Origin of the sequence: Sphingobium sp. Cam5-1 (assembly GCF_015693305.1) — a bacterium.
Classification (GTDB): domain Bacteria; phylum Pseudomonadota; class Alphaproteobacteria; order Sphingomonadales; family Sphingomonadaceae; genus Sphingobium.
In genome coordinates this window covers 180678-194762 of sequence record NZ_CP065138.1, presented here as the reverse complement: position 1 = coordinate 194762, position 14085 = coordinate 180678, and the positions used below count along the sequence as shown (strand labels likewise).

17 protein-coding genes and 1 other RNA gene are annotated in these 14085 nt (G+C 62.5%); 6 read left to right on the top strand and 12 right to left on the bottom strand.

Features of this window, described 5'->3' with window-relative positions:
* Positions 1–10: 10 nt before the first annotated feature.
* The 3 genes from rimM to ffh form a co-directional block, all read right to left on the bottom strand.
* Positions 11–493: a ribosome maturation factor RimM gene (gene rimM / locus IZV00_RS01035; protein ID WP_196225393.1), complete on the bottom strand. Its 483-nt coding sequence runs from the start codon at positions 491–493 to the stop codon at positions 11–13.
* 110 nt (positions 494–603) lie between these two features.
* Positions 604–1071, bottom strand: coding sequence for a 30S ribosomal protein S16 (gene rpsP, locus IZV00_RS01030; RefSeq protein WP_196225392.1), 468 nt, complete (start codon positions 1069–1071; stop codon positions 604–606).
* A gap of 105 nt (positions 1072–1176) precedes the next feature.
* Positions 1177–2649 carry a signal recognition particle protein gene (gene ffh / locus IZV00_RS01025; protein ID WP_196225391.1) on the bottom strand — a complete coding sequence of 491 codons (1473 nt, stop codon included), beginning with the start codon at positions 2647–2649 and terminating at the stop codon, positions 1177–1179.
* A gap of 348 nt (positions 2650–2997) precedes the next feature.
* On the opposite strand from ffh, the gene dapF reads away from it, so the two are divergent.
* The 4 genes from dapF to ispZ all read left to right on the top strand — a co-directional run bounded on the left by dapF (position 2998) and on the right by ispZ (position 6844).
* Complete coding sequence (gene dapF / locus IZV00_RS01020; RefSeq protein ID WP_196225390.1) at positions 2998–3798, top strand: diaminopimelate epimerase; 801 nt, start codon at positions 2998–3000, stop codon at positions 3796–3798.
* 3 nt (positions 3799–3801) lie between these two features.
* Entirely contained in the window at positions 3802–5133 is a 1332-nt protein-coding gene (mtaB, locus tag IZV00_RS01015) for a tRNA (N(6)-L-threonylcarbamoyladenosine(37)-C(2))-methylthiotransferase MtaB (protein WP_196225389.1), read from the top strand.
* Positions 5130–6068: a signal recognition particle-docking protein FtsY gene (gene ftsY / locus IZV00_RS01010; protein ID WP_196225388.1), complete on the top strand. Its 939-nt coding sequence runs from the start codon at positions 5130–5132 to the stop codon at positions 6066–6068. Before mtaB ends, ftsY begins: the two co-directional genes overlap by 4 nt.
* A gap of 128 nt (positions 6069–6196) precedes the next feature.
* Complete coding sequence (gene ispZ / locus IZV00_RS01005) at positions 6197–6844, top strand: septation protein IspZ (RefSeq protein ID WP_196225387.1); 648 nt, start codon at positions 6197–6199, stop codon at positions 6842–6844.
* 70 nt (positions 6845–6914) lie between these two features.
* Here the strand turns inward: ispZ and IZV00_RS01000 are convergent, their stop codons facing one another.
* Positions 6915–7478: a urate hydroxylase PuuD gene (locus IZV00_RS01000; protein ID WP_196225386.1), complete on the bottom strand. Its 564-nt coding sequence runs from the start codon at positions 7476–7478 to the stop codon at positions 6915–6917.
* 212 nt (positions 7479–7690) lie between these two features.
* Here IZV00_RS01000 and IZV00_RS00995 point away from each other — a divergent pair, with 212 nt between their 5' ends.
* Together IZV00_RS00995 and IZV00_RS00990 are read left to right on the top strand one after the other, a co-directional pair.
* A complete protein-coding gene (locus IZV00_RS00995) occupies positions 7691–8302 on the top strand; it encodes a superoxide dismutase (RefSeq protein ID WP_196225385.1) in 612 nt (203 codons plus the stop codon).
* 130 nt (positions 8303–8432) lie between these two features.
* Positions 8433–8864 (top strand): hemerythrin domain-containing protein, encoded by a 432-nt coding sequence (locus tag IZV00_RS00990; protein WP_196225384.1) that lies wholly within the window; start codon positions 8433–8435, stop codon positions 8862–8864.
* On the opposite strand, the gene IZV00_RS00985 is transcribed toward IZV00_RS00990, so the two are convergent.
* The 8 genes from IZV00_RS00985 to IZV00_RS00950 form a co-directional block, all read right to left on the bottom strand.
* A complete protein-coding gene (locus tag IZV00_RS00985; RefSeq protein WP_196225383.1) occupies positions 8857–9201 on the bottom strand; it encodes a (2Fe-2S) ferredoxin domain-containing protein in 345 nt (114 codons plus the stop codon). The genes IZV00_RS00990 and IZV00_RS00985 overlap by 8 nt on opposite strands.
* On the bottom strand, positions 9174–9722 hold the full coding sequence (locus IZV00_RS00980) for a J domain-containing protein (RefSeq protein WP_196225382.1): 549 nt from the start codon (positions 9720–9722) through the stop codon (positions 9174–9176). Before IZV00_RS00980 ends, IZV00_RS00985 begins: the two co-directional genes overlap by 28 nt.
* A gap of 190 nt (positions 9723–9912) precedes the next feature.
* An RNA gene (rnpB, locus tag IZV00_RS00975) (RNase P RNA component class A) lies at positions 9913–10310 on the bottom strand.
* Between the two features lie 43 nt (positions 10311–10353).
* A complete protein-coding gene (locus IZV00_RS00970) occupies positions 10354–11052 on the bottom strand; it encodes an N-acetylmuramoyl-L-alanine amidase (RefSeq protein ID WP_196225381.1) in 699 nt (232 codons plus the stop codon).
* 144 nt (positions 11053–11196) lie between these two features.
* Positions 11197–12069: a CheR family methyltransferase gene (locus IZV00_RS00965; protein ID WP_196225380.1), complete on the bottom strand. Its 873-nt coding sequence runs from the start codon at positions 12067–12069 to the stop codon at positions 11197–11199.
* The gene (locus IZV00_RS00960) at positions 12066–13148 is read right to left on the bottom strand and encodes a chemotaxis protein CheB (protein ID WP_196225379.1); all 1083 of its coding nucleotides are present in this window, start codon (positions 13146–13148) and stop codon (positions 12066–12068) included. The genes IZV00_RS00965 and IZV00_RS00960 overlap by 4 nt, the downstream gene beginning before the upstream one ends.
* A 54-nt stretch (positions 13149–13202) precedes the next feature.
* A complete protein-coding gene (locus tag IZV00_RS00955; RefSeq protein ID WP_196225378.1) occupies positions 13203–13568 on the bottom strand; it encodes a response regulator in 366 nt (121 codons plus the stop codon).
* Positions 13569–13645: 77 nt separating this feature from the next.
* A complete protein-coding gene (locus IZV00_RS00950) occupies positions 13646–14083 on the bottom strand; it encodes a chemotaxis protein CheW (RefSeq protein ID WP_196225377.1) in 438 nt (145 codons plus the stop codon).
* Positions 14084–14085 lie beyond the last annotated feature (2 nt).

Below are 14085 nucleotides of genomic sequence, written 5' to 3'. Positions count from 1 at the left end.
CGACCGCCGATCAAACCGCAAAGGCCGCTTCGATCACGGCCCGTCCGTCCGCGATCGTGACCGCATGCATCGGCGCCATGAAGCGTTTGCCGTTGGGCCGTTCGACCTCGATAATATCGCCAGCGCCGAAATTCTCGACCGCGACGATATTGCCCAGCCCCTCACTCTCGCTGGAGAAACAGGGCAAGCCGATGAGGTCGGCATGATAATATTCACCCTCCTCCAGCGGAGGCAGGGCAGAGCGGGGAACGGTCAGTTCGGTCCCACGCAACGCTTCGGCGGCGCTGCGATCGCCAATCTCGGCGAAGCGCGCGACCGCACCATTGGGGCCGGAACGCACCGACTTCAACGTCAGCTTGCCGCCCGCAGCGTCGAAGCTCTTATAGGATTTGAGCGTTTCCACGCCTTCCCCAAAGAGCTTCAGACGAACCTCGCCCGCCACCCCATGCGCGCCGATGATAACGGCGAGAGTGACGGGTTTGTCGCCGCTCATGCCTCCCCTCCCTTCCAGGGAGGGGATTGAGGGTGGGTGCGAGCGAAGCGAGCCTTAGGCCCGCTCTACCCACCCCAACCCCTCCCTTGAAAGGGAGGGGCTTCATCATGTCAGCCTTCAGCCTGTTCTTCAGAAGCGGCTTCAGGAGCAGCTTCTTCAGCGGCAGGCGCTTCTTCAGCGGCCGGAGCGGCAGCGGCCTCAGCGGCAGCAGCCTTCGCGGCTTCGGCAGCTTCTGCGGCTTCCGCAGCCTTAGTCGCGCGGTCTTCGGCGCGATCCTTGGCCTTCTGGCCCGGCTCAGCCTTCTTCGGATTGTTGCGGGCAGCGCGTTCCTTCACGCCAGCCGCGTCGAGGAAGCGGGCAACGCGGTCGGTCGGCTGCGCGCCAGCGGCAACCCAGTGCTTCGCACGCTCAACGTCGATCACGACGCGCTTCTCGTCGCCCTTGGGCAGGACGGGGTTGTAGCTGCCGATACGCTCGATGAACTTGCCGTCACGCGGCGCGCGGCTGTCGGCCACGACGATGCGGTAATAAGGACGCTTCTTGGAACCACCGCGCGAAAGACGAATGGACGTTGCCATGTTAGTTTTTGACCTTTCTACTCTAATCTACTTAGCTTCAATTCGTCATCCCAGCGAAGGCTGGGATCTTGTGCCTGAGATCCCAGCCTTCGCTGGGATGACAGACTATTTCTTCATGAAATTCTGAAAGCCCGGCGGCAGGTTGGGCATATTGCCTCCGCCTCCAAGGCCGCCCAATCCACCAAGCCCGCCAAGGTCCGGCGCGCCACCCGCGCCACCCATCAGCTTGTCCATGCCACCGCCGGTGAACATCTTGGCGAGCCCCTTCAATCCGCCCATCTTGCGGATCTTCTTCATCGCCGTTTCCATCTCCTGATGCATTTTCAGGAGCTTGTTGACTTCCTGCACCGTGCGTCCGCTACCCTTGGCGATGCGGATCTTGCGCTTGGCGTTGATCAGGCCGGGCTTCTCCCGCTCCTTGGGCGTCATCGATCCGATCATCGCGTCCAGATGGATCAGCGTCTTGTCATTGGCCCCGCTCGCCGCCATCGCGGCCTGCGCCTTCTTGAGGCCCGGCAGCATGCCCGCCAGCGCGCCGAGGCCACCCATGCGGCGCATCTGGTTAAGCTGGGCGCGCAGGTCGTTCATGTCGAACTGACCCTTGGCCATCTTCTTGGCGAGCTTCTCGGCTTCATCGGCGTCGACCGCCTCGGCCGCCTTCTCGACCAGCGACACGACGTCGCCCATGCCAAGGATGCGCTGCGCCACGCGCGCGGGATGGAATGGCTCGATCGCGTCCAGCTTTTCGCCGGTGCCCGCGAATTTGATCGGGCGGCCTGTGACCGCACGCATCGACAGCGCAGCGCCGCCGCGCGCATCGCCGTCCATGCGGGTCAGCACCACGCCGGTCAGCGGCACCTGTTGGGTAAAGCTGGTTGCGACATTCACCGCGTCCTGGCCGGTCAGCGAGTCAACAACGAGCAGGATTTCCGCCGGATTGGAGACTTCGGCCACCGCCTTCATCTCGTCCATCAGCGCCTGATCGACGTGCAAACGACCCGCCGTGTCGAGCATCACCACGTCGAAGCCCTGAAGCTTCGCCGCCTGCAAAGCCCGCTTGGCGATATCGACCGGCTGCTGACCCGCCACGATCGGCAGGGTCGCGACATCGGTCTGCGTGCCCAGCACCGCCAACTGTTCCTGCGCGGCCGGACGCTGGACGTCGAGCGACGCCATCAGCACCTTCTTGCGCTCTTTTTCCTTCAAACGCTTGGCGATCTTGGCGGTGGAGGTAGTCTTGCCCGACCCCTGAAGGCCGACCATCATGATGACCGCAGGCGGACTGACATCGATCAGCAGGTCGGACGTTTCAGAACCCAGCGTCTCGGTCAGCGTGTCGGAGACGATCTTGACGACCATCTGCCCCGGCGTGACCGACCGCAGCACGTCGCTGCCCACGGCCCGCTCGGTCGCCTGATCGACGAACTGGCGCACGACCGGAAGCGCGACGTCGGCTTCCAACAGCGCGATTCGCACCTCGCGCATCGCGGCGCGGACATCGTCCTCCGTCAGCGCACCGCGCCCACGCAGCTTGTCGAATACCCCGCTCAGACGATCGCTTAGCGAATCGAACATCATCACCTCATTTGGGCCGAAAAGCCCGGAAAACAGCGCCACCCCGCCAAACGACAAAACCGCCGGCGGGCGAAACCTCGCCGGCCAGCGTCCATCCGGTGCTCCCGTGTGAGCACCATGGATCTGTCAGGGTATCGAACGGCGAACCGCCCAATTGCGATGTGGCCCTTAGCGGAATGGGGGGAGGGATGCAATGACGCGCACCACATTCTCTACCCGTCACCCCGGACTTGATCCGGGGTCCCGCTCGGTCCCGCGCAAGGAAGCGGGATCCCGGGTCAAGCCCGGGATGGCGGATGACGGGATGCAGACTCGCCTTTTTCCCCCACACCCCCTACATGCGCGACCATTATGGGCCGATTTTCCAAAATGCACGGGCTGGGCAACGACTTCGTCGTGATCGACGCGCGGGAGGGCGCGGTCGACGTGACCCCCACCCGCGCCCAAGCCATAGCCGACCGCCACGCAGGCATAGGCTGCGATCAGCTGATCCTCATCGGCCAGTCCGATCGCGCCGACGTATCCATGCGCATCTTCAACAGCGACGGCAGCGAAGTCGAAGCCTGCGGCAACGCTACCCGCTGCGTTCCCCTGTTCGTCGGCCGCGACGTGCTGATCGAAACCAAGGCGGGACTGCTGGAAGCCAAGGCAATCAATGGCGGTGCTACCGTCGATATGGGCGCGCCCCGGCTCGACTGGGATGCCATTCCCCTCGCCTACGCCCTGGACACGCTGACCATGCCAGTCAGCTGGGAAGACCTCCCCGCCCCCGCCGCCGTCAATGTCGGCAACCCGCATGTCATCTTCTTCGTGGACGATCTGAACGGTGTGAACTTCGAGCATTTAGGCCCGCTGATCGAGACCGATCCGCTCTTCCCCGCCCGCGTCAACGTCAACTTCGCGCAGATAGTCGGCGACAATCATATCCGCCTGATCGTCTGGGAACGCGGCGCTGGCCTCACCCGCGCATGCGGCACTGGAGCCTGCGCCACGGCCGTCGCAGGCGTACGGCGCAAGCTCGTTACCGGACCCACGCGCGTAACCCTGCCCGGCGGCGACCTCGTCATCGATTGGCAACCCGGCGGCCACATCATGATGACCGGCCCCGCCACCCACGTCTTCGACGGCGAGGCTGACTGGACGCGCTTTTAGAGCATGAGCGGCCCGCAGATCATCACCCTCGGCTGCCGCCTCAACATCGCGGAAAGCGAGGCCATCCGCGAGATGGCAGGCGGGCAGGATGACCTTATCGTCGTCAACAGCTGCGCGGTAACCGCCGAAGCGGTGCGCCAGACCCGCCAAGCCATCCGCCGCGCCCGCCGCGAACGACCAGAGGCGCGGATCATGGTGACGGGCTGCGCTGCACAAACCGAGCCGGAAACCTTCGCCCGAATGGCGGAGGTCGACGCGGTAATAGGCAACCGCGAGAAACTCGACCCCACCACCTACCCGTCACCCCAGCGGAAGCTGGGATCTCAGGCCCAACGCCGCGCCCTACCGCACGAGACCCCAGCCTCCGCTGGGGTGACGGACGTATTGAAGGCAGCGGAGAAAGTCCAAGTCTCCGACATTATGGCTGTCCGCGACACAGCGCCGCACATGGCCAGCGCCTTTGCCGAACATGCCCGCGCCTTCCTGGAGGTGCAAAATGGCTGCGACCATCGCTGCACCTTCTGCATCATCCCCTATGGCCGGGGAAATAGCCGCTCTGTCCCCGCAGGCGCCGTCATCGACAAGGCGCGCGAGCTGGTGGACGCAGGCTATCAGGAAATCGTGCTGACCGGCGTCGACGTCACCAGCTACGGCCCTGACCTCCCCGGATCACCCTCGCTCGGCCTCCTGGTCGAGCGCATCCTGAAAGCCGTGCCGTCCTTGCCGCGCCTGCGCCTCTCCTCCCTCGACAGCGTGGAGATCGACGACCGGCTCTTCGACCTCATCGCCCATGAGCCGCGCATGATGCCGCACCTCCACCTCTCGCTTCAGGCGGGCGACGACATGATCCTCAAGCGCATGAAGCGCCGCCATAGCCGCGCCGATGCCATTCGCATCGTGGAGCGGCTCAAGGCTGCCCGCCCCGCCATCAGCATCGGGGCGGACATCATCGCTGGCTTCCCGACCGAGGATGAGACGATGTTCGAAAACAGCCTGAAGCTGGTCGACGAATGCGCCATCGTGCACGGCCATATCTTCCCCTACTCCCCACGCGCAGGCACCCCCGCCGCCCGCATGCCGCAGGTGGACCGCGCTACGGTCAAAGCCCGAGCTGCCCGCCTTCGCTCGGCCTGCGAAGCGCAGCGCCAGCAATGGCTGCAAAGCCTCATCGGCACCACCCAATCGGTGCTGGTCGAGCGCAACGGCCTGACCGGCCACGCCGAAAATTTCGCGCCGGTTCGCTTCGTCACGCCTCAACCGCCTTCCTCGATCACGTCCGCAACCATCACGGCCCTTGAGAATGGCGTGCTGATCGCGCAAGAGGCTCGGCAATGACTGAACCCGGCACCAGCTGGCGCGACCGCCTCTTCGGCGGCCTGAAGCGCACCTCCGACAAGCTTGGCGAGAACCTCACCGGCCTCTTCACCAAGGCTGCGCTTGACGACCAGACGCTCGATGAGATCGAGGAAGCACTGATTGTCAGCGACCTCGGCCCCGCCATGGCCGCCCGCGTACGCGATCGCCTGTCCGAAGGCCGCTACAACCGCGAACTCACCGAAGACTATCTCCGCGAAATCATCGCGAAGGAGATCGAGAAGGTTCTCGCCCCCGTAGCCCGGCCGTTGGAGATCGAAGCCTTTCCTCGCCCGCAGGTCATTTTAGTCATCGGCGTCAACGGTTCGGGCAAAACCACCACCATCGCCAAGCTCGCCAATAATTTCCTGGAACAGGATTATGGCGTGATGCTGGCGGCGGGCGACACCTTCCGCGCCGCCGCAATCGGGCAGCTAAAGGTCTGGGCCGATCGCCTCGGCATCCCCATCGTCGCTGGCAAGGAAGGGGGCGACGCAGCAGGCATCGTGTTCGATGCGGTCAAGCAGGCGACCGCCACCGGCATCGACGTGCTGATCGTCGATACGGCCGGCCGCCTTCAGAACAAGACCGAGCTGATGGACGAATTGGCCAAGATTCGCCGCGTGCTCGGCCGGTTGAACCCGGCGGCTCCCCATGACGTTGTGTTGGTACTGGATGCCACCACCGGACAAAATGCTTTGAACCAGATCGAGGTGTTCAAGGAAGTCGCGCAAGTCACCGGCCTCGTCATGACGAAGCTGGATGGCACCGCGCGCGGCGGCGTGCTGGTCGCGGCGGCGGAGAAATATCGCCTGCCCATCCATGCTATCGGCGTAGGTGAAAAGATCGAGGATCTGCGCCCCTTCGACCCCGGCGACATGGCGCGCGCGATCGCAGGAACAGCCTATGCGCGATGAACGCCCCATCTGCGCCATGCCAGCAGAAGCTGGGGTCGCATGCCTTTACGGCACAACCCAGCCTCATGAGATCCCAGTTGAAATGAGTCACGTGCCTCATTTCAGCGCTGGGATGACGGAAATACACAATGACTGACACCAAACCCACCCACGGCGGCAACCTGAGCCTCGCGCTCGACTTCGGCCCGCTGCTCGTCTTCTTCCTGAGCTACAAGGGCGCGGGCTGGATCTGGGGTCCCGGCAATCCGATTACCGCGATGACCCTCAGCACGGCCGCGTTCATGGCCGCCATCGTCATCGCCGTGATCATTTCAAAGATAAAGCTTGGCCGCGTGTCGCCGATGCTGTGGTTGTCAGCGATGCTCGTCCTCTTTTTCGGCGGCCTCACCATCTATTTCCAGGATCAGAGCTTCATTCAGGTAAAGCCGACGATCATTTACAGCTTCTTCGCCCTGATGCTGTTCGGCGGGCTGCTGCGCGGCAAGGCGCTGCTCAAATATCTTCTGCAAGCCGCCTATGACGGCCTCACCGAAGAAGGTTGGCGCAAGCTGTCCCGCAACTGGGGCTTCTTCTTCGTCGCCATGGCCATCGCCAATGAAGTGATGCGCCACTCGATGACCTTCGACGCATGGCTCGCGGTCAAGGTCTGGGGCGTCACGATCGTGTCGCTCCTCTTCGCCCTCGCCAACATCCCGATGCTCACCCGCCATGGTCTGACGCTGGGCAATAATCTCGATAGCGAGGAAATCGGCGAAACCACCCCGCCACAGGGTTAATGTTCGTAGTAGAACGCGTTTTTAACGCAGGCGGGACCAGCCTTAGCCAACCCCGCCCACTCAATTAATGTCAACCGCCGTTGAAGTTCACCATGCAATAAAGCATCGGCAGCGACAGCAGGGTGTTCATACGCGAAAACATCATCGCGGTGGTCGCCGCCTTGGCCTTCACCGCATCCTCGGCAGGGACGATACCCAGCGCCTTTTTCTGGTTCGGCCAGATGATGAACCACACATTGAACGCCATCACCAGCGCCAGCCACATGCCGACGCCGATCAGCACGAAGCCCGGCTGAAGCGTCAGCGCTTCAACCAGATACGCGCTGCGCCAGGCGATGATCGCCCCGGTCAGCACGGTCAACGCTGCGCCCCAGCGGAAGAAAAACAGGGCCGAAGGCGCGATGAACTTCGACACGCCCGGCTTCAGTTCGGCCGGAACCTTGGGCATGGTCGGAATCTGAACGAAGTTGAAATAATAAAGAAGGCCGATCCACACGATGCCGAAGAACAGGTGGAGCCAACGCAGGATCGCCTGCTCGGGAATCGTGTTCGCCGGGACCGAGAAAATCACCACCAGCGCAAACACCAGCCCCACGGCGAGCACCAGATGCAAATTACCGAAGAATTTTGCCATTGATCCGTCCCCTATTATCCGGCCGCTATTTGTGAACGGCCTGACCGATGATTCTATGTCATCGTTACGCTGCTGTCACATGGATATTTCCATGCAGCTAAACGAAAATATCCTGTTTTCCGCAGCGCAATAAGGCTGCTACGGGGCCGGGACCCTTTCGGTGGCATGCCCGTTATGCCGCCATCCATCCCAAGAACCCGAGGAGTTCCGACATGGCCTTTGTGCTGCCCAATCTGCCTTACCCCAAGGATGCCTTTGGCGACATTCTTTCGGTTGAAACCTTCGACTATCACCATGGCAAGCATCACAACGCCTATGTCGTGAAGGCGAATGAACTGGTCGCCGCAGATTCCGCCCTGCAAGGCAAGTCGCTGGTCGAACTGATCAAGAGCAGCAAGGGCGCGCTGTTCAACCAGGTCGGACAGATCTGGAACCACACATTCTACTGGCTGTCGCTGTCGCCGGAAAAGAAGCAGCCGACCGGCACGCTGCTCGCCCTTATCAACGAAGGCTTCGGCTCGGTCGATGCCTTGATCGAAAAGCTGAAGGCGGAAGCCGTGGGTCATTTCGCCAGCGGCTGGGCCGCGCTAATCCTGAAGGACGGCAAGCTGGAAGTGACCAGCTATCATGACGCCGACACCCCCGTGGCGCATGGCCACACCCCGCTGCTGATCCTCGATGTGTGGGAACATGCCTATTATATCGACTATCGCAACCTGCGCCCCAACTATGCTGAGCGCCTGCTGAAGGATGCGATCGATTGGGATTTCGTCGCGCTGAACCTGGACGGCGAAGGCGCGAGCCGCGCCGATCAGCCGGGCTGATGCTTGTCACGCCGTCCGCTGCCCGAAAGGCGCGGCGGACGGCGTCTCCCTCGGTCAATATCCGCCGGAAAGAACGGATTATTAACGGCGCCGTGCGAAAAGCATCTTATCCTATGTTTGGAAACGGCCGATGGACCTGCAGCAATTACAAAGCCAACATGACGCGCTTGACGTATCCGCCGACGAATTTTTGCAGCTGATTTCCGACAACGCCACGCCTCGCCAGCTTGGCACCTTCCGCTGGCAGTTTGCCCGGCAATTAATGTCTCACCTCGCGCTGGAAGACCAGGTTTTCTATCCCGCAATGCAGAGGCAGGCGCATGCCCCCCTGCGGGAAACGGCAGCACGGCTGCAAGCGGAAATGGCGCCGCTGGCGCTGGCCTTCACCCACTATATGTCCCGATGGAGCGATGATCGCATTGCGCGCGAATGGCCCGAATTTTGCCGCGAAAGCCGCCAGATCATCGATGCCTTGCTCAACCGGATGCGCAAGGAAGAGAAGCTGCTGATGCCCCTGCTCGCCCAAGCGGGTCTGGAGCCGCCGCTCAAACAGGCTAGCTGACCCTGCCATTGGCCGGGGCAAGACCCAGGCTTTTCGCGACTTCGTCCAGATCAGCGCCCGGCCGGACCAGCAGCCAGTCCCGAGCCTGCGCGCCATTCACCACGGTCACCGCCCCCTTGGGACAAACGCCAAGGCAGTTTACCTCGATAATCCCCGCCGCCGCCTTGCGCCCTTTCTTCAGCGACAACCGCTTCCTTAGCGCCTTGGCGAGCCGCTCGTCCCCATCGGGACCAAAGCCCCCATCCAGCTTCTTCGAACATTTGCGGCAGACCAGGACCGCATTCTGCCAGTTGGATCGGACATGATCCTTCAATCCACGGTCTCCCGCGGCTTCCACGTCCGCCGCTCCTCTGCCGATCGCAGCACTTCATAGGCGGCCTGGATCGTCTGGAAACGGACGGCGGCGTCCACGTCGCCGGGCTTCACGTCGGGATGATTTTCCTTGGCCAGACGCCGCCAGCTCTTCTTCACAGCCTCGAAATCGGCATCGTCCTCCAGCTCCAGCGCTTTCAGGGCGTGAAGCTCGTCCCGCGACCGGCTGCCGTCACCCGGCCCGCCCCAACCATGATAGGCGCTGCCCTGATAGCCGCCAGCGTCGCGACGCTCGGCGCGCTCGCGCTGCTCCCGCTCTTCCTTGTCCAGCCCCTGAAAATAGTCCCAGTTGCGGTTATATTCGCCCGCATGATCGGAACAGAAGTACCAGCGTTCCGGGCTGTTGGGCGACTTGGGCGCGGGACAGTCGCCCGGCTGGTCACAGCCATATCGATCGCACATGCGCACCTGTTGCGCCTCACGCGATGCGCCGTAGCTGCGCCAGCGGGGAAAGCCCCAGTCATTTGATCGGCTGCTTCGTGCCATCGGTCCCAATTAGGTAAGCCGCAGGCAGAACGCCACCCCGGCGGTTCAAATAACATCCTCCCCATCGAAGATGGGGAGGGGGACCGCCGTCAAGCGGTGGTGGGGAGAATGCGCAACGTCATCCCTCTTCCCCTCTACCATTTGCTACGCAAACGGTCCCCCTCCCCCCGCTCCGCGCGGGGAGGATTCTAATGCCAGAGGGCCTGTAAGCCGGGTTCTGTCCACTCCTTGCGGAGATGGGCGGCCATTCCTCTAGGAGACGGATTGCTCCGTCCCTCAAGCAACCAACCCGGGCGGTCTCAGCCGAAACTGGCCTAGCGGTTCATCCTTGCGAACTGGCCGCGCGCCGCCCCTATTCGGTCTTGCTCCCGGTGGGGTTTACCGTGCCGCCTTCCGTTGCCGGAGACGCGGTGCGCTCTTACCGCACCCTTTCAATTTCGCTTAGCCGAAGCTGTAGCGACCTGCTTTCTGTTGCACTGTCCCTTGGATCACTCCAGCCGGCCGTTAGCCGGCACCGTCATTTCGTGGAGCCCGGACTTTCCTCGCCGTGGAAGTTACCCGCCACGCCGCGGCCGCCCGGCCCTCTGGCACGGCGCGCTATACATGGCTAAGCGCGATCCGTCATCCCCGCTTATTCATCACCCCTTGGCTTTGGCAGCAGCAAGGCGAGCAGGATCGCGCGGCATTCGCCATCGATCACGCCGTCAATCAGTTCCGGCCGGAAGCGCCGCTGGAACGCGACCACCGCCGCATCAGGCTCGGCAATGTCATAGCCAAAGCGCTCCAGCGCCAGCAGGAAAGCACTGTCCGACCAAAGCGGGTCCATCAGATTGCGGGTGGGACGCGGCAGCGCCAGGCGCAGCCGGGCCAGTCGCCACCAGGGGAAAAGCTCGCCCGGGTCCTGCTTGCGCGCCGGGGCGACATCGCTATGCCCGACGATATTGCCACGCGTGATGCCGTGACGTTGCACGATGTCATGCATCAGCGGGATGAGCGCCTCAATCTGCGCGTCGGGAAAGGGCCGATAACCCCATTCATGGCCAGGATTGACGATTTCGATCCCGATACTCGCCGAATTGACGTCATCCGTGCCGCGCCAATGGGACCGGCCCGCATGCCAGGCCCGGCTGGCTTCATCGACCATGCGGACGATCCCACCTTCTTCGGTTACGACATAATGAGCGGAAACCTTGGATTCCGGGCTGGCCATCCAGTTGATCGCACTCTGGGCGTCCGGCATGCCGGTATAATGTAGCACCAGCATGGATATGGGCAGCTTGCGCTCGTCGAAATTGGGCGACGGCGTTTCGATCATTGGAATGTCGCTCATCGGAAACCCGTAACCATCATCTGTCCTCGCCCCGCCGCATCAGGACGGGCAACTGCCGCAGACAATGGCCGAGAGCGAATGGCCGATCAAGCGCAAGCACTTCCCTGAACCAGTGTCGGGGACAGGATGTGCGCGAAACTCTGGTCAGACGGCGCGGCGAAGCGCCTCGTCGCTGTTCCGCGCCATTTCCAGCCGCCGCGCATATCCGCCGCGAAATTCCGGATGGGGAATGAAATCTTCGCTATGGCCGATCACGGTCTCGCCCGCCCCCAGCAACAGCACCGACTTTTCCTGGCTATGCCGCTTCAGAAGGCGGAACACCTCCTGCCGCCGCTCCGGCGTGAAATAAAGCAGCACATTGCGGCAAAGGAGCAGGTCATATTCTCCCGATGGAGCCTTCGCATCGAACAGATTGTCCGTCCGGAAATCGATCATCCGGCGCAGTTCCGGGCTGGCGCGCCAATTGTCTCCAACGGGTTCGAACCATTTGATCAGGTCGCCGACGGCAAGACCGCGCTGAACGTCCATCTGCGAAAAGATGCCGCTGCGCGCCTGTTCTATGGCCGCAGTCGAAATGTCCGTCGCCAATATTTCGATGCGCCAGCCGCGCCAGCGCGCGATGTCGTTGCGCAGTTGAATTGCGAGGGAATAGACTTCCTGGCCCGTGGAACAGCCCGCGCTCCAGATCCGCAGCACCCGGTCCCGCCGATCCGCATAAAAGGACGGCAGGATATGCCGGTGGATCATGTCGAAGATCTGGAGATCGCGGAAAAAGCTGCTTTCGTTGTTGAGCAGCGCGTTGATCACCTCATCTTCCAGACGCGGATCACGATTGCCCAGCAGGCGGGCGGCCAGTTCGTCCATGTCGGCAAGGCCATGGGTGCGCATGACCGGCTTGAGCGCCGTTTCCATCCGCCATGCGCGGCTTTCCGACAATATCTGCCCGGTGCGCGCCTCCAGCAGAGCCGAAAAGATGCGGGCGGCGCCGCTCGAGGATGAATCGGTCGAAAGGGTCAATGTGTCAAACCTTTGCTCTTTCCGCGCCGCGCGACGAAATCCATGATGGCATAAGGGTCCAGCAACGCACAGCTGAGCCCAGCCGCTGTCACCGATCCCGGCATGCCCCAAACGACGCTGCTCGTTTCATTCTGCGCCACGATCCAACCGCCTGCGGCAACGATGTCATGTCCGCCGACCGTGCCGTCACGGCCCATCCCGGTCAGGACGACGCCTGCCGCGCCCGCCCCATAGGCTTCGGCCATGCTGGTGAACATCGGATCGACGCCGGGCAGGTTTCCTGCGGGCGTGCGCTGCGGATTCAACGTGACCATCACTCGCCCATAAAGGCCCCGGCGAACCTGCAAATTGGCGTCGCCGGGCGCGACATAGATGGTATCGGGCACCAGCATTTCGCCCTGCTCGCCAACCTTCACGCGCAGGCTGGTCATCCGGGCGAGTTGCTGTACGAAATAGGATGTAAAGCTGACCGGCAGATGCTGGGTCAGCAGGATCGGCACGCCCAGCGGCTCGGTCATGCCGGCAAACAACTGACTGAGCGCATGGATGCCGCCTGTCGAAGCACCGATGCCGAGGCAAGCGAGCGGAGCGGTGGGCTTGCTCGCCGCCATGACGACGGGCTGCGCCTCCGCCGCCTGTGCCAGATTGGCGCCGAACAGGCGCGACAGCCGATCAATGAGCGTTTGGGGAAACTGTTCGCCGAAGCAACCGCTGCCGGGCTTCGCGAAAATGTCGCTCGCTCCCAGCGCCAGTGCCTCGATCGCGGCTCCGCTGCCTTCCTCGCAATTTCCGGAAAGGATGACCACCTTGCCGCCGGGATTCGCGCGAAGAAGGGCGGGAAGCGCCGACAATCCGCTCTGCCCCGGCAACTCGATGTCCAACAGGACCAGGTCGACCTCATGCGCGGCCAGATAACCTAAGGCATGTTCGGCGCTGTTGGTCTTGTGAACCACCGAAAATGCCGGATCGCTATCCAGGATACGCGCGATCATTGTCCGCACGACGACCGAATCATCGACAACCATTACGCGGACCTGCGGTCTGCTCTGGCTGGCCAGGATAGGCGTGACGGCGGACATTAATGGGCTTTCTGGCGACAGGAACGGACTGGGGCGAATCAGCGAATCAACGGTTCAGATGACACCCACGATCGACAGCTTGCTTTCCAGCGTCTCGCGATCGAACGGCTTCATCACATATTCGTCGGCGCCCGCCTCCACGGCTGCCTTGATATGACTGATGCCGTTTTCAGTGGTGCAGAAAATAATCTTCGGCCGAGCGGTTACCTTCGCGGTGGAAAGCGCCTGAAGAAACTCCATGCCGCTCATGACCGGCATGTTCCAGTCCAGCAGGACCACGTCCGGCGCTGCGGCTTCGCATTGGGTGAGGGCATCCTGCCCATCCACCGCTTCACTTACCGACAAATCGAGTGATTCCAGGATATGCCGTGCAACTTTGCGGATGACTTTCGAATCATCGACTACCAGACAGTTTTTCATGAAGCGTCCCTTGGATTTTTCCCCGTGCAGGAAAGATTAGCCACCAAAGCCGAGTAATTCGTAAACGAGCCGCGAATTTATGCGGCCTGTGCCATCAGGCCGGTTTCGATGAAGCTCGCCAGCGAAACCAGCAGGTGGGGATGCCCATCCTGTTCGACGATCGCCCGCGCATAAGGTGCCCAGGCCTTATCCAACTGCCCACGCAGCGGCAGGTCGCCTTCGGGCACCTGGCAAATATCATGCACCGCATCCACCATCAGGCCATAGCTGTGCCCGCTAATGTCGGCGATGATCGCCAGGCCCCGCCGATCCGGCGGCGTCGGCGCACCATGGATCAGGGCGGGCACGTCGATTATCGTGAGCACGCGGCTGCGCAGGGCGGACAGTCCGGCAACATGTCCCAGCATGCCCGGCACCGGCGAGATGTCGGCGAGCTTCACGACCGCCTCAACCTCATTCGCCTCCACGGCGACGCGGGTGTCAGCCAATGTCGCCAGAAGGTAAAGCTGCTCCATAA